The 19,995-nt window shown below is 49.3% G+C and carries 8 protein-coding genes and 5 pseudogenes; 4 read left to right on the top strand and 9 right to left on the bottom strand.

All coding sequences use genetic code 11. The features are described 5' to 3' along the window. Nucleotides 1-3: 3 nt before the first annotated feature. Nucleotides 4-1,059 carry a hypothetical protein gene (locus JCM16496_RS13650; protein WP_025834969.1) on the top strand — a complete coding sequence of 352 codons (1,056 nt, stop codon included), beginning with the start codon at nt 4-6 and terminating at the stop codon, nt 1,057-1,059. A 13-nt stretch (nt 1,060-1,072) separates the two neighbouring features. Here JCM16496_RS13650 and JCM16496_RS13645 read toward each other — a convergent pair whose 3' ends face one another. From JCM16496_RS13645 to JCM16496_RS13605, 9 genes and pseudogenes are all read right to left on the bottom strand, one after another. Next, nucleotides 1,073-1,486, bottom strand: coding sequence for a HEPN domain-containing protein (locus tag JCM16496_RS13645; RefSeq protein WP_025834967.1), 414 nt, complete (start codon nt 1,484-1,486; stop codon nt 1,073-1,075). Next, nucleotides 1,483-1,790: pseudogene (locus JCM16496_RS13640) on the bottom strand (nucleotidyltransferase domain-containing protein). Before JCM16496_RS13640 ends, JCM16496_RS13645 begins: the two are co-directional and overlap by 4 nt. 119 nt (nt 1,791-1,909) lie before the next feature. Beyond that, a pseudogene (locus JCM16496_RS24645) lies at nt 1,910-4,316 on the bottom strand (TonB-dependent receptor). A 143-nt stretch (nt 4,317-4,459) separates the two neighbouring features. Beyond that, nucleotides 4,460-5,070: pseudogene (locus tag JCM16496_RS13630) on the bottom strand (response regulator transcription factor). A 90-nt stretch (nt 5,071-5,160) separates the two neighbouring features. Beyond that, nucleotides 5,161-9,152 (bottom strand): annotated as a pseudogene (locus JCM16496_RS13625) (hybrid sensor histidine kinase/response regulator transcription factor). A 106-nt stretch (nt 9,153-9,258) separates the two neighbouring features. Further along, on the bottom strand, nt 9,259-10,881 hold the full coding sequence (locus JCM16496_RS13620) for an NAD(P)/FAD-dependent oxidoreductase (protein WP_025834964.1): 1,623 nt from the start codon (nt 10,879-10,881) through the stop codon (nt 9,259-9,261). A gap of 77 nt (nt 10,882-10,958) precedes the next feature. Next, nucleotides 10,959-11,330, bottom strand: a complete 372-nt coding sequence (locus JCM16496_RS13615) for a GxxExxY protein (protein WP_025834962.1) — start codon at nt 11,328-11,330, stop codon at nt 10,959-10,961. Nucleotides 11,331-11,487: 157 nt separating this feature from the next. After that, complete coding sequence (gene radA, locus JCM16496_RS13610; RefSeq protein ID WP_025834960.1) at nt 11,488-12,855, bottom strand: DNA repair protein RadA; 1,368 nt, start codon at nt 12,853-12,855, stop codon at nt 11,488-11,490. A 400-nt stretch (nt 12,856-13,255) separates the two neighbouring features. After that, entirely contained in the window at nt 13,256-14,293 is a 1,038-nt protein-coding gene (locus tag JCM16496_RS13605; RefSeq protein WP_025834958.1) for an asparaginase, read from the bottom strand. 448 nt (nt 14,294-14,741) lie between these two features. Here JCM16496_RS13605 and thrA point away from each other — a divergent pair. The 3 genes and pseudogenes from thrA (at nt 14,742) to thrC (ending at nt 19,961) form a co-directional block, all read left to right on the top strand. Then, a pseudogene (gene thrA, locus JCM16496_RS13595) lies at nt 14,742-17,173 on the top strand (bifunctional aspartate kinase/homoserine dehydrogenase I). 146 nt (nt 17,174-17,319) lie between these two features. Continuing rightward, a complete protein-coding gene (locus JCM16496_RS13590) occupies nt 17,320-18,579 on the top strand; it encodes a cofactor-independent phosphoglycerate mutase (protein ID WP_025834956.1) in 1,260 nt (419 codons plus the stop codon). A gap of 80 nt (nt 18,580-18,659) precedes the next feature. Then, complete coding sequence (gene thrC, locus JCM16496_RS13585; protein ID WP_025834954.1) at nt 18,660-19,961, top strand: threonine synthase; 1,302 nt, start codon at nt 18,660-18,662, stop codon at nt 19,959-19,961. Nucleotides 19,962-19,995: the final 34 nt, after the last annotated feature.

Raw genomic sequence — 19,995 nt, 5'->3', positions numbered from 1 at the left:
AAAATGAGGAGCGAGGAACGGGCACATAATGAAAGGCCGGCAAATGACCGGTACCGGGAAGCAGGCAGGGACAAACATCCTTTGCGTTCACTGCGTTCCCTCCTATTCTGCATTCTTTATTTTTCATGCTTCATTGCTTTAGTTTCCTGCCATTATTCCCGCCCTAATCTTGAAGACGAACATCTGTCTAAGGAGACGCGTGATTCGCTGGCCTATCTTTTTGAACGGCACTATACTTGGAATACCAATCTGGAAGTGCTGGCGGATTCTGTGAATTTGGCTTGCCTGCCCGTGAAGGACTGCTATAATATGCTTTATCGGGGAGACCGCGTGGTGGTGGCCGAGTTCGCCATCCATCCTGCCGACAGTGTGGATAGTGTATGGGTGAAGCTTGCCCATTCGCAGGAAGTGCAGGGCTGGTTGCGGGAGTCCGAAATGATGCATGCCTTTGTTCCTACAGACAGCATTTCGCAGGCCATCTACTTGTTCAGTGATACCCATGCCTCTTATTTTATCATTATTTTTGCCTTGTTTGTGGCTGTCTGGCTGTTCCGGGCTTTTCGGCGCAAGCAGTTGAGGATGGTGTACTTTAATGATATAGACAGTCTCTATCCGTTGTTACTATGTCTGCTGATGGCGTTCTGTGCCACTATTTACGAATCTATACAAGTGTTTGCGCCGGAGACGTGGCAACACTTCTATTTTAATCCTACCTTGTCGCCGTTCAAGGTACCGCTTGTGCTTTCTGCTTTTCTGATGGGTATCTGGCTGTTTATAGTGGTGTTGCTGGCGGTACTCGACGATTTGTTCCGCCAATTAAGTCCGGCGGCGGCCGTATTCTATCTGTTGGGGCTGGCCTCCTGCTGCATCTTCTGTTATTTCTTCTTTATCCTGACTACATCTATTTACGTCGGATACTTGTTTTTGGCTGCTTTTGTATGGGTATTCCTCAAAAGGCTTCGTATTTCGCTGCTGGCTTCACGCTATCGTTGCGGCAGGTGCGGGCAGAAATTGAGGGAGAAGGGAGTCTGCCCGCATTGCGGAGCTATCAATGAATGACGGATGTATTGGATTATGGGATAATTGGGGCTTGTTGTGCCAATGCAGTGATAATCTCTATAAGTTTGCCGGTTGGTTCAATCAAGGGGATGACATCATCTGCTTCCAATGTATAGGAATCGTTGTAATCGCCTGTCAGTCGAAGGGTGAACAACTGATTGTAGAGTTTGCCAATATGTCGTTCGACAATACCGGGTTTGATGAAATGTAAGCCAAAAAGTTGTATGACTCCATTGTGGGTTTGTGCCACATGTCCGTTTTGTATGAGCAACGCACTTACTGCGTAATAGGCGGCATAATACAGGCGGTTAGCGGTTACTTCCCAATATCCCATAGAGGCATTTCCTTGTGCATGGGTGAATGCAGTTTGTGCTTTTTCAAGGCGATAGCAAACTATTTGCTTGCGTTCTTCTGTACTGAGGCTCATAGTGCAATTCCTTCTTTAGTTACATTCTTATAGAAATAGGTGAAACTGTTGCGTGCCCAGTCCTTTAGGGTATAGAGTACGGGTTGATGGTTTCACCCAGTTCCCATCCTAACTCCCGTAGAGGATAGGCAAGATTGTCATAATCTTCTGCGGTAAGACGGGGTTTGTCTACAAGTATCAAGATGTCCCAGTCGCTGTCAGGGCGTGCGTTTCCCCTGGCTTGCGAACCAAAAAGGATGGCACGTGCATCGGGTGCTATCCTTTTTAGGGTTTCACGTAAGGCGTTGAGGACGGTTGCTTTCATAAGGAATCTATACTTTTAGTGGGTTGTTGAATACAAAGATAATGGATTCTGTGAAGAAAGTGGCATCCATTTTGATAAAATATTATCCTTTTTGTATTCGGAGGGACAAAGTTCTCCAATCAGAACCTGCACCTCAACTCTATTCCCGCTTGCACGGGACGTCCTTTCTGCATAAATCCGTTCCCCATACTCTCAAAATAGAACGAAGCATACTCTTTGTCCAGTGCATTGCGCACCCAGAAGTCAATCTGTCCATGTCCTTTCTGGAAGCTGATGCGTCCGTTCAGCGTGCCGTAGAAGGCTTGGCTCACGCTGTTCTCTTCGGTCCAGTAGATGCGTCCGGCACCGGTGTAGTTGGCATTCAGCTGGATGCGGTCCAGCCAGTGCCCCGGACGGATGCGGAAGATGTACTGACCGCCCACATTCATGGTATGCTTGGGGACGAAAGGTACATACTTGCCGTTGTAGCTCACTTCTTGGAGCTGTCCGTTGACACGGGCATTGCTGACATACTCTTTGAAAGTGGCGTATGTATATCCGTAGCAGGCATTTAGCGCGAACGCGTCGGTTATGGCGGCACGCAGGCTTGCTTCGGCTCCGTAGCTCCGGCTTTTTCCGGCGTTCACGGTGATACGTCCCAGTCCGCTTTCTGCGAATTTGGATATTTGCTGGTCGCGGGTGTCCATATAGAAAACGGAGACATCGGCAAGCAGACGGCCTTCCCAAAGCGTAAGATGGTACCTATTTCGTAGTTCCAGGTATATTCGGGCTTGTAACGGGTGGCTTCACGTACATCCGGCACCTTTTGCTTGATGGTGTTCACGTCAATCATCTGGTTTATCATCTTCAGGTTGTCGTCCGCTGCGATGGCATCTATCATCGAATTGCTCAATACGCCGGTTATCAAGTCGGAGAACATCTGGATGTTGTATCCCCCGGAACGATAGCCGCGGGCAGCAGTGGCATATACATTGTTCCCTTTGCTCCATTCGTATTGCAGGGCGAATTTGGGCAACAACTGTACGTAGTCCGTCGATTCCTTGCCCAGATAAGCGGCATTTCCTTGTAGGGGAGCTGCGTTTTTAATGACGATGGGGAACGGCATGCCCGGTCTGTTTACCGTCACCTTGAAATCAAAATCGGTAGGAGTAGAGGCTGAGTTATAGTCCATCCGTATCTTTTCATAATCCAGGCGCAGACCGACGGTAGCGGACAAGCCCTCTATCAGTAGGTCATTGAAAGTGGACTGGTGGAAGATGGCTCCGCTTAGTGTGGGCGTGTCGAAGCTGCCGCTTACCCGCATACTTTGGTCATTGATGGTCAGATGCATGTCCGGCGCTCCCGAAAGCCCGGCGAATACATTGTTTGCATTCCCTTCTATCACCTGGTTGATGCCTTCCTTGTGGAACACCACCGGCCCGTCTGTGTGCAGCCATTGATAGAACCCGAAGGCACCGGTGGTCCACTGCCAGCGGCGGTTGGGTTTCGATTTGAGTACGACTTCCTCGGAGATGGTATTCATCTTCTGCTTCTGTTCGATGTTGAATATATTGGCGTGGCTGAAGTCCTGATCCATGAACATGCGGTCTTTGAGGTGCTGATAGCCGGTAACCATACTCAGGGTGAAGTTCCGCGCCTGATATTCCAGGTTCAGCCCGGCGTTCAGCAAGTTGCGGTAGTAGCTACTTGCCTCGTCGTTGGAGATTTTGCCGATGTAGGGCTTCAACTCCTCTTTCTGTCCGGCAGGGTTCAGACTGCCTGGTAGAAATAGGGGTATCCTCCCTGGTCACTGTACTCGTAGTTAATGTTCAGGTCTGCCTTCCAGTTGTCCGAAGGGAGGTAGATGGCGCGGATGCGTCCGCCTGCCGATTGTCCTTTGTCTGCCTTCTCGTCTCTCACCGCGTTGCGGAAGAATCCTCCTTGATAATCGTAGAATCCTCCGGCAGAAAAGGCGAACCGTTCTGAAAAGCGGTGATAGTGGGTCAGCGAGGTGTTATAGGCATTGTGCGTGCCTGCCCCCATGCGGAAGTCCGTTCCCTGGTAGGAGAAGGGCGATTTGGTGTGCACCTTAATCAATCCGCCCATGGCATTGCGTCCGTAGAGCGTGCCTTGCGGGCCGCGCAGCACGTCGATGCGCTCTACGTCGGCATAGCTGAAGTCGAAGGCAGACTTGTCTATATAAGGTATGTTGTCTACATAAAGCCCTACTGAAGGAGTGTTGATGCGCGAGCCGATGCCGCGTATGTAGACCGCAGAGGTCAGACGCGAACCGTAATCGGGAATGAACATGTTGGGAATGACAGAAGTCAGATTCTTTATGGAGTTTACTTGCGAATTCTGCATGTCTTGCTGGGAAAGCAGCGTGACGGCAGCCGGTTGTTCTCTCAACTTCCGGTTTTCTTTGGGAGCGGCGATGACGGTCACTTCTTCCACATCCACTACTTTCAGGGTGTCTGCCTCGTCGGCGAGTGCATTGCCGGTTGCCAATAGAGCGAAGATGCCGGCGAGAATTTTATATCTGTTCATAAGCTGTTTTTATTTCGCTTGCAAAGTAAGTGAATTCCGGTGGAAGAGACAATCCTCATTTATTAGGATTAGCATACAAGTACACTAATTGGGGCGAAGTTTTTCTGAAAAGACTCCGCTTCTGATGTATTCCGGTGGTAGGATTATATTCTGTCCGCTTCCACATATCCGTGCATCACGGCGTAGATAGTCAGCCGGATACGGACTTGATGCCCAGCTTCTCGGTGATATTCTTGCGGTGTGAGATGACGGTGGTCAGGCTGATGTTCAGCTTGTCGGCAATCTCCTTGTTGATGAGGCCTTTGGTAATCAGCACCAGTACTTCTATTTCCCGGGCGGAAAGGTCGTGTCCGGCGGCTGTATTTACTGTCATATCCGAGTGTCTGGCGGGTGCCGGCTTTCCGTGGTTTTGTCTGTATTGGTTTCCGTATTGGCGTAGCTGCAGAATGTTCTTTGCCAGATTTTGTTCGTCCTGATAGATGTTCAGCGTCGGTATGCCCAAGAGTTGGGGAACGGTTTCGCCGTTGACCAGCACAATGGTTTTGGGCTTGCGCTCCAGAAAGAAGGCGGTATGCTCGAAGTAGATTTGCGAAGAGATGAAATAATGCACATACATGTCAGGCGTATCATCCATCAGTTCGCCAAAGGAACGGAAAGAGCGGATGACGGCTGTCGGGATGATTCCCTCCAGCAAGTTCTGCAGTCCCAGGCAGGAGAGGGTGTTGGAGTCGACGATTGCTATTTCGGGAGTCATTCTCGTTTTTTTAGTTTCTGCAAAAATACGGATTATTTTTTAGGGTTTGTCTGTGCGGGGCTGCAAAATGAAAAATTATCCTATGTAGAACTATTCTCCCTCTCCTTTTGGGGAGCGGGGAGTGTCTCCTTTCGCATATTGGCTGGGGCTGACATTGAAATACTTCTTAAAGACTTCCCGGAAGTATTTTCCATCGCAGAAACCGGTTCTTTCTGCTACTTCAGTCACGGAATATCTCCCTTCTTTCAACAGCTCGGCAGCATGTTTCAAGCGGATATTCCGTACGAAATCTGCCGGTGCCTGGCCGGTCAGCGCTTTCAGTTTATTGTAGAAGCTGGTACGGCTCATGTTCAGGAGCGAGCATAATACGTCTACTGTGAAATCGGGATTATCCATGTTCTCCTCGATATGTCTCTTTACGTTCGACATGAATTTCCAGTCGAGACTGTTGGAGCAAGAGGTAGTTGTAGAGGGCTCTTCTTCTGCATTGATTTCCAAATCTGCATATCTCTTGCGCAGCAATGCGCGGTTGGCAAGCAGATTGGCAATGCTGGCTTTCAGTATGTTTATGCTGAAAGGTTTTACAATATATTCGTCCGCACCGATATGGAGTCCTTCGAGAATATTCTTCTCATCTCCCAATGCCGTCAGCAGTACTATCGGGATGTGGGACGTTTCAATATCGTTCTTGATGGCGATGCATAATTCGTCACCTCGCATTTCCGGCATCATGATGTCGGAAAGAATCAGTGCCGGCCAGAATTGTTTTACAATGGTCAGCGCTTCCTTGCCGTTGTAGCACACCTGTACATTGTAATTTTGGGAGAAAGACTGGAAGAGGTAGTTGCGCAGCTCGTCATTGTCTTCTACAATCAGGATGCGCTGCAGTTTGTCATTGTCTTCAGTCCGGAGTTCCCCGGCAAGTTTCAAGGGAGCGGTGGGGACATCCGGTTCGTGGATGCTCTTCTTGTCCTTGACGGACAGCGTGAAGTTCTTGAACTGCTCTTTCTCTTTGGGAAGGGTGATTCTGATGGTAGTTCCTTGATGTTCAGTGCTCTCAATATGGATTTTTCCGTTGTGCAGGCTTACCAGCTTCCGTACCAGCATCAGGCCGATGCCGCTTCCCGTTATCTTGGAGTTGATGGCATTTGTCCCACGGAAGTGCATCTTGAACAATTTTCTCTGTTCTTTGGCAGGGATACCTATTCCGTTGTCCTTGACTTCCAGTCTCCAGGAGCTTTTCATATCATATACAGAAATGAGTATATCACCATTTTCCGGAGTATACTTCAGAGCATTGGATATGACATTCTCTAGGATAGAGTCCATCTTCTCTTTGTCGAACCATACATTCAAGTAGCTGAAGTTGCTTTCATATCTGAAAGTGATGTGTTTTATGGTGGCATAGGTCTGGAAAATGCTGTATATCTCCTTGATGTAAGTGTTCAACTCATATTCCGCTATGTACAGATGGGGGGAATATACTTCAGTCCGTTCAAAGTTTATCAGATTGGTAGTCATGTGCAGGAGGGAGTTGACATTTCTCAGTGCCATGTGCATATTGCTGCTCTCGGCTTCGTCCAGAGTCTTGTTTTCAAGCATTTCTTCCAGAGGTGCCTTTATCAGTGTCAATGGCGTGCGGATATCGTGTGCGGTATTGACAAAGAAGCGGGTTTTCTCATCGGATATCTTTTTTTGTTTTTTCAGTGCTATGATACGGAAACCGGCGATGAGCATCAATGCTGCCAGCAGGGCATAGCAAGCTATGGCCCAAAAACTGAACCAGACGGGGCGCGCAATGCTGATGTCGATACTTCGCTCTTCAAAGTATAGATACGGCTCTTCCTTGGACACCGCCCGTATGCAAAGTTTGTAATCGCCCGAGGCAAGATTGGTGAAGCGGAGATGCCCTTCTTCACCCAGGCGGTTCCAGTCGTCGTAAAAGCCTTTCAGCTTCCAGTAGAAAGTGACATTGTCCGGTGCGTCATAATTGATGGATGAAATGCTGAGGGAGAAAGTGTTCTGGTTGTATTTCAGCTTTAACCGGTCTGTCTGGTTGATATTTTCCTTCAAGGGGGAATCTGCACTGCCGGGAAAGACTGTCTGATAGAGTATCTGAAAATCGCTGAGTATCATGGGAGAGTAGACATAGTCCGGCAACTTTGTTCCTTCGGGGAATTCGATGGCTCCGTCTGTGCTGCCAAAGACAAACCCCTTGTTCTTGCGCAGCGTTCCGGACGAGGCGCTGAAGCAGGAAGATATCAGCCTTGCTCTTTGGTCCAGTTGTGGAATATCTTCTCCGTAGGGTGGAAACAGCTTATTCCGTTTTCGGTACTCATCAGGATATGCCCGTCCGACTCGGGGAGTATGGTGTAGATGTTGTTTGAAATCAAGGCGCAGTTGTCCTTATGATAATGCTTGAACGTACTGTCCTTTGCGTTGTAGACAACCACCCCGGAGCCGTTTGTACCTATATAGAGAGAGCCGTCTTCCGCTTGGTAAAGTGTATTGATGTAGGTTGCCTCTTCCTGTAAGGCGATATATTGGAATCTACCCGATTCTCTGTCCAGCAGATACAGTCCGGCGCTTGTTCCAATCCACATGTGTCCGTCGTCCTTTTCTGTAATGGCGGTGACGGAATTTATTCCGGGATACAGACGGACAGAATTCAGAGACAAATCGAAGCATTTCAGATTATAGAACCCTCCGGACCAGATATATCCTTTGGAGTCTTTTACAATGTCGCGGATATACTTGTCAGGACGTATGTTGTCCGGACTGAGCAGGTAAGGGGAGAAATATTCTACCGAGAGTGTCCTTTTGTTTATTTTGTATACTCCCGAAGTATATCCTCCTGCCCAGATAATGCCGGGTGATACCTCGCATAGCGTAATGAATATATGGTTCTTGTCTTTCAGTTGATGGTCGAAGGAACTCAGGAATGAGTGCCACTGTCCGGTTTTCGATTGATAAAGGCTGATTCCGTTGCTTGTTCCGAACCATAGGTCTCCGTCACTGTCTTCAATGACAGAGTGTACCTGGTCGTTGACCAGCGATTGTCTGTTTCCGATGGAATGCTTTATCCAGTTATAGTTTTTGTACCGGTTGTCTATAATGGTAATCCCTTCCGGGTAGTTGGCTATCCATATCCGCTTTTCTTCATCAATATAAATATCATTGATGTTATTGCTGTTCATCTCGTTGTAACTTTTGTAGCTGGAGGTGATGTACGGTTCCGAGATGCACGAGTCTACATTGATTTTGTGTATGCCCATACCTTCTGTCGCTATCAATAGTTCTGTCTGGTTCAGAGGTCTGATTCGGGCAATGTTTACATCGCTCAAATCCGTGTTGGAGTGTATAATCCGTTGTTGCCGCATGTCGTAGGCGAAGACTCCTTTTTCAAAAGTACCGATGAAAAGTCTTTGTGATTCTTGGTGGAAATAGAGTGCGCTGATTTGGGCCTGGATTTTATCAAGAGGTTCAAGAGGGACAATCTGCAATGCTTCGTTTTCGAGTTTGACGTATCGCACTCCCTTGTCGGTGGCCATGAAGAAGTGGTCGTTGTCCGCTTGTTCGATACTTGTAATGTTACTTTTCAGTTCATTGGGCATTTGATGGGGCTCTCCGGTTTGTGTGTCGTAAAGAGCGATGCTGTATCTGCTACACAGCCAAATCCTATGATTGTGGTCCATATAGCCGTAGCTGATATTGACCGGTGTCTTGGGCAGTTTATATACTCTATTGAAGACATCGCGTTCTTGGTTGTATTGAAAAATGCGACCGGCTTTACCTATGACCCATAACTTCCCCTTCTCTTCAAAATACAGCCAGCCGAGATGGATGGGGGAACTCGATTCTTTATTTTCTTCTATTAATTTATAGTGTTTGATGTCTTTTCCATTGTACCGGTCTATGCCTTCGTTGGTGAGGAACCACATGTAACCTATCGAATCCTTTTGAATGTCGAAGATTCTGCGGTTACTCAATCCGTTTTCCACTCCTATGTATTTATAAGTTTGCGCTGTGGCAATGAGAGGCAAAAGGAATAGAAAGCATACAATGTTTATGATGAATCTCATATAAATATTTATCTATAAATATAATATAACAGCATATATGTGATAATAGTTTACAAATTAAACGAGAAAAAGTGAGAATTCAAAATTTAGATGTCAATATTGCAGCTTAACCAAAGAATGCCTTTGCCGCTTCTGCACACCGTTCACCGTCAATCCCGGCAGAAACGATGCCTCCGGCATATCCGGCACCTTCTCCGCAAGGGAACAATCCTTTGACACGTACATGTTGCAGTGTTTCCTTGTCTCTTATGATGCGTACCGGTGCCGATGTGCGGGTTTCCACTCCAATCATTGTCGCCTCGTTCGTCAAGAACCCCCGGCTGTATTTCCCGAATAGCTGGAAGCCTTTGCTCAAGCGTTCTGCAATGAAAGACGGCATCCAGAAGTGCAGGGGCGAGGATACCAATCCCGGCGCATACGAAGTCTCCGGCAGGTCGTAGCTTAGTTTCTTCTTGGTGAAGTCCGCCATTCTCTGTGCCGGTGCCGTCTGCTTCATATTGCCTTGTTGCCAGCAGAGGCGCTCCAGATACTCTTGAAAATACATCATGTTCAATTGAGAATTGACAGTTGACAATTGACAATTGGCTGCGCTATCATGCTGCATGGCAATTGTAAATTGTAAATTGTCAATAGTAAATTGCTCCAAGTCTTCCGGGCGTAGCTCTACCACCATTCCCGAATTGCTCCAACGGGAACCGCGGTTGCTGGGACTCATCCCGTTGACTACAATCTGCTCGGGACCGCTGGCGGCGGGCACAACGAAGCCGCCGGGACACATGCAGAAGCTATATACTCCTCGTCCGTCCACCTGGTTTACAAAGCTATATTCGGCTGCAGGCAGATATTTTCCCCGTCCGTTCCGGTTGTGATATTGTATCTGGTCTATCAGGGTGGCGGGATGTTCCAGTCGTACGCCTACGGCAATGCCTTTAGCTTCAATCTCTACATTGTTGGCGGCAAGCCAGCGGTATACGTCCCGGGCGGAGTGACCGGTGGCAAGTATCACCGGACCGAGGAAGGCCTTGCCGGTATTTGTTTCAATGCCTTTGACTTCATCCTTCTCTATGAGCAGGGCGTCCATGCGTGTTTCGAAGTGAACCTCGCCACCACATTGGATGATGGTGTTCCGCATGTTCTCAATGACACGCGGCAGTTTGTCTGTGCCTATGTGCGGATGTGCATCTACCAGTATGGAAGTGGAGGCTCCATGTTGGCAGAAGACATTCAGAATCTTGTCCACATTGCCGCGCTTCTTGCTGCGTGTGTACAGCTTGCCGTCCGAGTAGGCTCCGGCACCTCCCTCTCCGAAGCTGTAATTGGACTCCGGGTTGACGAGTTGCCGGCGGCTGATTTGTGCCAGGTCTTTCTTTCGTTCCCGTACGTCCTTTCCACGTTCCACAATGACGGGGCGCAGCCCCAGCTCTATCAGTCGCAGGGCGGCGAAGAGTCCTCCGGGACCGGCACCTACCACTATCACTTGGGGCTTTCCTTCTACATTATTATATAAGGTATGTTGGTATTCGTCCTCCCGGGGCATTTCGTTCAAGTAGGCACGCACGTTGAGGTTGACGTAGATGGTCCGCTGGCGGGCGTCGATGCTGCGCTTCAAGATGCGCGTTGCGGTTATCTCCCGTGCATTCAGTCCTTTTTCGTGTATTAAGTACTCTTTCAGGCGTTGCTCGTTTGCCGCTACTTCGGGCAATACGCGTAGTTGGTATTCTTGTATCATATCTTTTTATTCACCACAGAGGACACAGAGTCTCACAGAGTTTTTTCACTATAGAGGACGCTGGGTCTCACGGAGTTTTACATTATATATCGTTTGATTCCTTCTTTTAGGCTTTTTACATTGAAATTGATTAGTAAGCCGTAGCGTATCTTTGATAGTTTCAGATAGGTTAAAAGCTGGGAAGTATGTATCGGATTGAGTGCTTCAACAGATTTCAGCTCTATGATTACTGAATCATTGACCACTATATCCAATCTATAACCAGCATCCAGCTTTATATTCTTATATATAATAGGTAGTGCTTTTTGTCTTTCTACCTTGAAGCCGCACTGCATAAGTTCATAAGCTAGACATTCCTCATAGGCACTTTCTAGCAATCCGGGGCCTAAAATTGAATGAACCTCATAAGCCTTTTTGAGTATTAGCCCCGTCATTTCGTTGATTTCCATGATGTATCTTTTATATTTTATTCACCACAGAGGACGCCGAGTTTCACGGAGTTCTATAAATTGCATCTATGAAAACCGCTGTACCACCCTTTCGTGATGAATCTCCTTGTTTGAAAAATAAAAAACTCTGTGAAACTCTGTGTCCTCTGTGGTGAACCTAACCAAATAAGCTACGGAATGCCTCCTCCACCTTCCGCACCGGTATCAATTCTATTTTAATCTTTTTCGCGTTCAGTCCCTGCATATTATACTTGGGAAGTATAAAACGCTTGAAGCCAAGTTTCTCTGCTTCTCCGATGCGCTGCTCAATGCGGTTTACCGGGCGTATCTCTCCCGACAGACCTATTTCTCCCGCCATGCACACCTCCGGCTCTATGGCCGTGTCCATGTTGCTGGAGAGGATGGCGCTGATGACGGCAAGGTCTATGGCCGGGTCGTTCACTTTCAATCCACCGGCGATATTGAGAAATACATCTTTCTGTGCCAGTTTGAAGCCTACACGTTTTTCCAATACGGCCAGTAGCATATTCATGCGGCGGATGTCGAACCCCGTGGCAGAGCGTTGCGGGTTACCATATACGGCACTGCTGACCAATGCCTGTGTTTCGATGAGGAACGGTCTCACGCCCTCTATGGCCGAGGCGATGGCTATACCGCTCATACCTTCATGGTCTTGGCTCAGCAGCAGTTCGGACGGGTTGCTCACCTGGCGCAGCCCGTCTTGCCGCATTTCGTAGATGCCCAGTTCGGCAGTGCTTCCGAAGCGGTTCTTGATGCTGCGCAGGATGCGGTACATGTAGTGCTGGTCGCCCTCGAACTGGAGTACGGTATCCACGATATGTTCCAGTACCTTCGGTCCGGCTATGCTTCCTTCCTTATTGATATGCCCGATGAGGACGACCGCCGTATGCGTCTCCTTGGCAAAACGCAGGATGGAGGCGGAGCATTCCCGTACCTGGGCGATACTTCCCGGCGACGATTCAAGGGTTTCGGTAGAAATCGTCTGTATGGAGTCGATGATGACTATGTCCGGGCGGGTGTTCTTGATGTGGACGTAAATCTGTTCCAGGGAAGTCTCGCATACGATGAGGCAGTCGCTGGAGGTTTGTGTCAGCCGGTCGGCACGCAGTTTCAGCTGTCGGGTGCTCTCTTCACCGGAGACGTAGAGGATGCGTTTCTCCGGTATGCGGAGTACGGTCTGCAGCACCAGGGTAGATTTCCCGATGCCCGGCTCGCCGCCAATCAGCACGAGGGAGCCTTGCACCAGTCCGCCGCCCAACACCCGGTTCAGTTCGGCATCGTGGAGGTCGATGCGCGGTTCATCGTCGGCTACAATCTCGTGGAGGGTCAGGGGCTTGGCTTTGGCGGTTTCTATGCCCGATACGGGACGCTTGTTCACCACTTCTTTCCGCACTACCTCTTCCACATACGTGTTCCACATTCCGCACGACGGACACTTGCCTACCCATTTGGGAGAGTCTTGCCCGCAGTTGCTGCATACATAAACCGTCTTTTCTTTAGCCATAATTGAGTATTCCTTCTGAAATGATTGCCAAAGGTACAACTTTTCGATGCAAGCCCGGCAGAATCGTACAGGGTTTTTTAGGGACAAATAGACTCTGCCTCTGCAAGTCCGTTGCTTTATAGGAATCATCCCTATACTTAATCCCTTACACTATACGACTGAATACCGAAAACACCCGGATGTTTTGGGGCAAAACATGGGGATGTTTTATAGTAAAACATCCGGGTGTTTTGGGGTAGAACATGGGGATGTTTTGGAGAAAGACATGGGGATGCTCTGTGGGAAGACATTCGGATGTTCGGGGAATACAGTCATATCGTGTATAGGATTCAGTCGTATCGTGTGCCGGGTTCAGTCGTATGCCCTTTCGGATTGGACTCTTGGGCTGTGCACCGGATGCTTATACTGTAATTTCTCCTGCCAGCGGCTGTCCCATCAGTTCGCGTATCTCGGCAGGCGGATAGTCGTGACCCAGAAGGAACATCAGCTTGGTTACGGCAGATTCCGTCGTGCTGTCATATCCGCAGACGACTCCTGCCTGCATCAGTTGGTAACCGGTTTCATAGCGTTCCATCTCAACGGTGCCGGCACTGCATTGGGTGACGTTCACGATGACGATGCCCTGCTCGCAGGCATCGTGCAGGCGGCGTAAAAACCATTCCTTTCGGGGAGCGTTGCCGGAACCGTAGGTTTCGAGGACTACGGCTTTCAGCCCTTCAGTGGCAAGTATGGCTGCCACGACATTTTCCTGAATGCCTGGAAAAAGCTTCAGTATGGCGATGTTGGTATCGAGCAGATAATGAGGCTCCAGTTCGCGGGGAGTGCCGTGCGTATGAATCTGCACATTATTATATTTAATATGTATACCGGCGGAAGCGAGTACCGGATAATTGAAGGAACGGAAAGCATTGAAGTTCTCCGCGTTCATTTTGGTGGTACGGTTGCCGCGCATCAGGTGGTTTTCGAAGAAGATACAGACTTCGGGCACGATAGGGCGTCCGTTGGCGTGGCGGGCGGTGGCTATTTCGATACTGGTCAGCAGATTCTCCTTGCCGTCTGTGCGCAGTACGCCGATGGGCAGTTGCGAGCCGGTCAGGATGACGGGCTTGTTCAGCCCTTCAAGCATGAAGCTGAGTGCAGAAGCTGTGTATGCCATGGTGTCTGTGCCGTGCAGAATGACGAAGCCCGTATACCGGTCGTAGTTGTCGCTGATGATGCGTACCAGTTTGCGCCAGGCATCGGGGTCCATGTCCGAGGAGTCCATGGGCGGGTCGAACTGATAAGTGTCGATACGGAACGCAAACCTCTGGAGTTCGGGAACATGTTTCTGCAACTGCTCGAAGTTGAAGCTTTCCAGGGCACCGGTTTCTGTATTCTCTATCATGCCGATAGTTCCACCGGTGTATATTAGCAAAACGGAAGTGTTTTCTGGGCTCATACGCACTTTTCTTTCATGTTTTCCATGCAAATATAATGATATATCTTGAGAATGGTGGCAAAATGTTAGAAAAGAATGGACGGATATACGGAAAAAAGGTGTGAAAAGTGTGAAAGTGTAAGCCGGAAGTTGTGCATATTTCTTGCCTTTTTAGAGGCTTTCTATATTTTTATCGCAAAAAAGTCGCAAAAAGTGATAGATTGAATGTTTTTATTGTTACTTTTGCAACACTTATCATAAACGATAGAAACAAGAGACTATGAACAAGTACTATCAACATACAGTCACATCCATGTGGACCATGACCCTTAGGGGTTAGGGATAGTATTTTGTGTTTCTACGTGTTACACCATTTTCAAGCAGTTTTTCCATTTAATTAAAGTCAATGCAAGCCGTAGCAGCTTGTTTCCGACACATTGTATCAACCATCTCAACAATATAAAGAGAAATGAAAGTAATGAAATTCGGCGGAACGTCCGTAGGTTCCGTGAACAGTATTTTGAGCGTCAAGAGAATTGTAGAAGCAGTCGACGAACCGGTTATCGTGGTAGTGTCCGCATTGGGTGGCATCACGGATAAGTTGATAAACACCTCCAAAATGGCGGCAGTCGGTGATGCTTCTTACGAGAATGAGTTCCGGGAGATTGTCTACCGCCATGTGGAAATGATTAAGGAAGTGATTCCGGCAGGCGAGGCGCAGGTGGCCTTGCAGCGCCAGATTGGTGAACTGCTCAACGAGCTGAAGGACATCTTCCAGGGCATTTATCTGATAAAAGACCTTTCGCAGAAGACGTCCGATACGATTGTGAGCTATGGAGAACGTCTTTCATCTATCATCGTTGCTCAGTTGACGGGAGCGGAGTGGTTTGACTCGCGCAAGTTTATCAAGACGGAGAAGAAGCATTCCAAGCATGTGCTGGATACGGAGTTGACAAATTCGTTGGTGCGCGAAACATTCAGCAGCCTGCCCAAACGCGTATTGGTTCCGGGTTTTATCTCCACAGACAAAATGACGGGAGAGGTAACGAACCTGGGTAGAGGTGGTTCTGACTATACGGCGGCAATCATTGCTGCCGCACTGGATGCCGACAGTCTGGAAATCTGGACGGATGTAGACGGATTCATGACAGCAGACCCGCGTGTGATTTCCAGAGCATACACTATCAATGAATTGAGCTATGTGGAAGCTACGGAGCTTTGTAACTTCGGTGCGAAAGTGGTCTATCCGCCTACAATCTATCCGGTTTGCCACAAGAACATTCCCATTTTGGTAAAGAATACTTTCAACCCGGAGGGGCGGGAACTGTCATCAAGCAAGAGGTTTCAGACCCGCAGAGCAAGGCCATCAAGGGTATTTCTTCCATTAACGATACGAGCCTGATTACGGTGCAAGGTCTTGGTATGGTAGGTGTCATCGGTGTGAACTACCGTATCTTCAAGGCGCTGGCAAAGAATGGTATCAGCGTGTTCCTTGTGTCCCAGGCTTCTTCGGAGAATTCAACGTCTATCGGTGTGCGCAATGCGGATGCCGACCTGGCTTGCGAGGTACTGAACGAGGAGTTTGCCAAAGAAATAGAGATGGGAGAGATTTCTCCTATTCAGGCAGAAAAGAACCTGGCTACCGTGGCCATCGTAGGCGAGAACATGAAGCATACGCCGGGTATTGCCGGAAAGCTGTTCGGTACGTTGGGACGTAACGGTATCAATGTGATTGCTTGTGCGCAGGGTGCTTCGGAAACCAACATCTCGTTTGTAGTAGACAGCAAGTCATTGCGTAAATCGCTGAATGTCATCCATGACTCTTTCTTCTTGTCGGAATATCAGGTACTGAATCTCTTTATCTGCGGCATAGGAACCGTAGGCGGCAGCTTGATAGAGCAAATCCACAGCCAGCGCCAGAAGCTGATGCAGGAGAACGGACTGCAATTGAATGTAGTGGGCATCGCCGATGCGAACAAGGCCATGTTCAGCCGCGAAGGCTTCGATTTGGGACGTTTCCGTGAGGAGTTGCAGGAAAAAGGGAAGGACAGTTCCTTGGAAACACTGCGCAATGAGATTATCGGTATGAACATCTTTAACTCTGTCTTTGTGGACTGTACGGCAAGTGCAGGTGTGGCTTCCCTTTACAAGGACTTGCTGCTGCACAATGTTTCGGTAGTGGCTGCCAACAAGATTGCCGCTTCTTCCGAATACGAGAACTACCGTGAACTGAAACAGATAGCCCGTCAACGCGGTGTGAAGTACTTGTTTGAAACGAACGTAGGTGCCGGACTCCCCATCATCAATACCATTAACGACCTTATCCATAGCGGTGACAAAATACTGAAGATTGAAGCTGTGCTGAGCGGTACGTTGAACTATATCTTCAATAAAATCAGTGCCGACATACCGTTCAGCAAGACCATCAAGATGGCGCAGGAGGAACGTTACTCCGAGCCCGACCCGCGTATCGACCTTAGCGGCAAGGATGTGATTCGCAAGCTGGTGATTCTGGCACGTGAAGCTGGTTACCGTTTGGAGCAGAGCGATGTGGAGAAGAACCTCTTTGTGCCCGATGACTTCTTTGAAGGCTCTCTGGATGACTTCTGGAAGAAGGTGCCGAGCCTCGATGCCGATTTTGAAGCCCGCCGCAAGGTGTTGGAAGCCGAGAACAAGCATTGGCGTTTCGTTGCCAAGCTGGAAAACGGCAAGGCATCCGTAGGTTTGCAGGAAGTCGGAGCCAACCATCCGTTCTACGGTCTGGAAGGCAGCAATAACATTATCCTGCTGACCACGGCACGTTATAAGGAATATCCGATGATGATACAAGGCTACGGAGCCGGTGCTGGTGTAACGGCTGCGGGGGTATTTGCGGATATTATGAGTATTGCGAATGTTTAAAGCCTCTCCCCCCTTGCCCCCTCCCCCGTAGAGGGGGAGCGGATAGATTGGCATTCATAATTTATATAGCAGAGAAGAATATGGAAGTACAAAATAATAGTAACTCATTCCCCCTCCCTACGGGGGAGGGGGTTAGGGGGAGAGGCTTGAAGCACATCATCATCCTGGGTGACGGTATGGCCGACTGGCCCGTGAAGGCTTTGGGAGGCAAAACCTTGCTTCAGGCAGCCGCAACTCCCTATATGGACAAGCTGGCACGCATGGGACGTGTGGGACGGTTGGTGACGGTAGCAGACGGCTTCCATCCCGGCAGTGAGGTGGCGAATATGTCCGTTCTGGGCTATAATTTGCCGAAGGTGTACGAAGGTCGCGGTCCGTTGGAAGCGGCGAGCATCGGTGTGGACTTGCAGCCGGGTGAGATGGCGATGCGCTGCAACATTATCTGTATCGAGGGAGATAACATCAAGAATCATTCTGCCGGACACATCACTACCGAGGAAGCGGATGTGCTGGTGAAATACCTTCAAGAGCATCTGGGCGATGACCGCGTACGTTTCCATACGGGGGTGCAATACCGCCATCTGCTGGTAATAAAGGGAGGGGACAAGCGCATTGACTGCACCCCGCCGCACGATGTTCCCCTGAAGCCTTTCCGTCCGTTGATGGTGAAGCCGATGGAGGGTACGGAGAATATTTCGGTTCCCGAAGACGGTGCGGAGCTTACTCCGAAGCAGACAGCTGATTTGATTAACGATTTGATTCTCCGTTCGCAAGTGTTGCTGGAGAACCATCCGGTCAACGTGAAGCGGAAGGCGGAGGGTAAGGATCCTGCCAATAGCATCTGGCCGTGGAGCCCCGGTTATCGCCCGCAGATGGAGCGCCTTTCCGACAAGTTCCCGCAGGTGAGGCGCGGCGCCGTGATTTCTGCCGTGGATTTGATTAACGGCATCGGTTACTATGCCGGGCTGCGGCGCATCACCGTAGAAGGTGCGACGGGGCTTTATGATACCAACTATGAGAATAAGGTGGCTGCCGCCCTCGATGCATTGCGGACGGATGATTTTGTCTACCTGCATATCGAGGCCAGTGATGAGGCCGGTCACGAAGGAAACGTCCCCTTGAAGATTATGACGATTGAGAATCTGGACAGCCGTGCCGTTGGCCCTATATACGAGGCTGTGAAGGACTGGGAGGAACCCGTTGCCATCTCCGTATTGCCCGACCATCCCACTCCCTGCGAACTCCGTACGCATACGGCCGAACCCATTCCGTTTCTCATCTGGTATCCGGGCATCGAGGCTGACGGAGTACAAACATTCGACGAAGTGGCCGCCTGCGATGGCAGCTACGGACTGATGAAAGAAGACGAGTTTATCAATGAATTTATGAGTTCCACCACAGAGTAACACAGAGTTTCACAGAGTTCTCTATAAATAAAACTCCGTGAAACTCTGTGCTACTCTGTGGTGAATAAAAAAATACCGCAATGAAATATTATAGCACCAACAAACAAGCCCCCGAAGCCACTCTTGAAGAAGCCGTGGTAAAGGGACTTGCCGCAGACAAGGGGCTCTTCATGCCCTTTACAATCAAGCCCTTGCCACAAGAGTTTTACGATAGCATCGATACGCTCAGCTTTCAGGAGATAGCCTATCGTGTGGCAGATGCCTTTTTTGGCGGGGATGTTCCTGCCGATACACTGAAACAGATTGTTTATGATACACTCAGTTTCGATGTCCCACTGGTCCGCGTGACGGAGAATATTTATTCACTTGAGCTGTTCCATGGTCCGACGCTTGCCTTTAAGGATGTGGGCGGCCGCTTCATGGCGCGTTTGCTGGGATACTTCATCAAGAAAGAGGGCAAGAAGCAAGTCAATGTGCTTGTTGCTACCTCCGGTGATACGGGTAGTGCCGTTGCCAATGGTTTCCTCGGTGTGGAGGGCATACATGTCTATGTGCTTTATCCGAAAGGAAAGGTCAGTGAAATCCAGGAGAAGCAGTTCACTACTTTAGGACAGAATATCACGGCCATTGAGGTCGATGGCACGTTCGACGATTGCCAGGCTTTGGTTAAATCCGCTTTTATGGACCGGGAACTCAACGAGCACCTGCAACTGACCAGCGCCAATTCCATCAACGTGGCGCGTTTCTTGCCGCAGGCGTTCTATTACTTTTATGCCTATGCTCAACTGAAACGTGCCGGCAAGGGAGACAATGCCGTCGTTTGTGTACCCAGCGGTAACTTCGGTAACATCACTGCCGGCCTCTTCGGCAAGCGTATGGGACTGCCCGTGGAACGCTTTATCGCTTCCAACAACCGCAATGACATCTTCTTCCAATATTTGCAGACGGGTGTTTATACGCCGCGTCCCAGTATTGCCACCATTGCCAATGCGATGGATGTGGGCGACCCGAGTAACTTTGCCCGTGTACTCGACCTTTACGGAGGCAGCCATGCCGCCATCTCTGCCGAAATCAGCGGTGCCACTTATACCGACGAGCAGATTGCCGAAACCATGCGGGAAGTGTGGAAGAAGGACCATTACCTGCTCGACCCGCACGGAGCCTGCGGCTTCCGGGCCCTGGCCGAAGGACTGAAACCCGGCGAAACGGGCGTATTCCTGGAGACGGCCCATCCGGCGAAGTTCAAGGATACAGTGGAGAAGATTATCGGTGAAGCGGTAGAGATACCTGCCAAGCTTCAGGCCTTTATGCGCGGTGAGAAGAAGAGCCTGCCAATGTCAAAGGACTTTGCGGACTTCAAGCAATACCTGATGCATGTATAAAGAATGGGACGTCCGTAAAGAAAAACGCCGGATT

The organism is Bacteroides rodentium JCM 16496, from assembly GCF_000614125.1.
GTDB classification, from domain to species: Bacteria; Bacteroidota; Bacteroidia; order Bacteroidales; family Bacteroidaceae; genus Bacteroides; species Bacteroides rodentium.
Note: the sequence above shows the minus strand (reverse complement) of the source record. Positions and strands in the feature narration are given on the sequence as shown.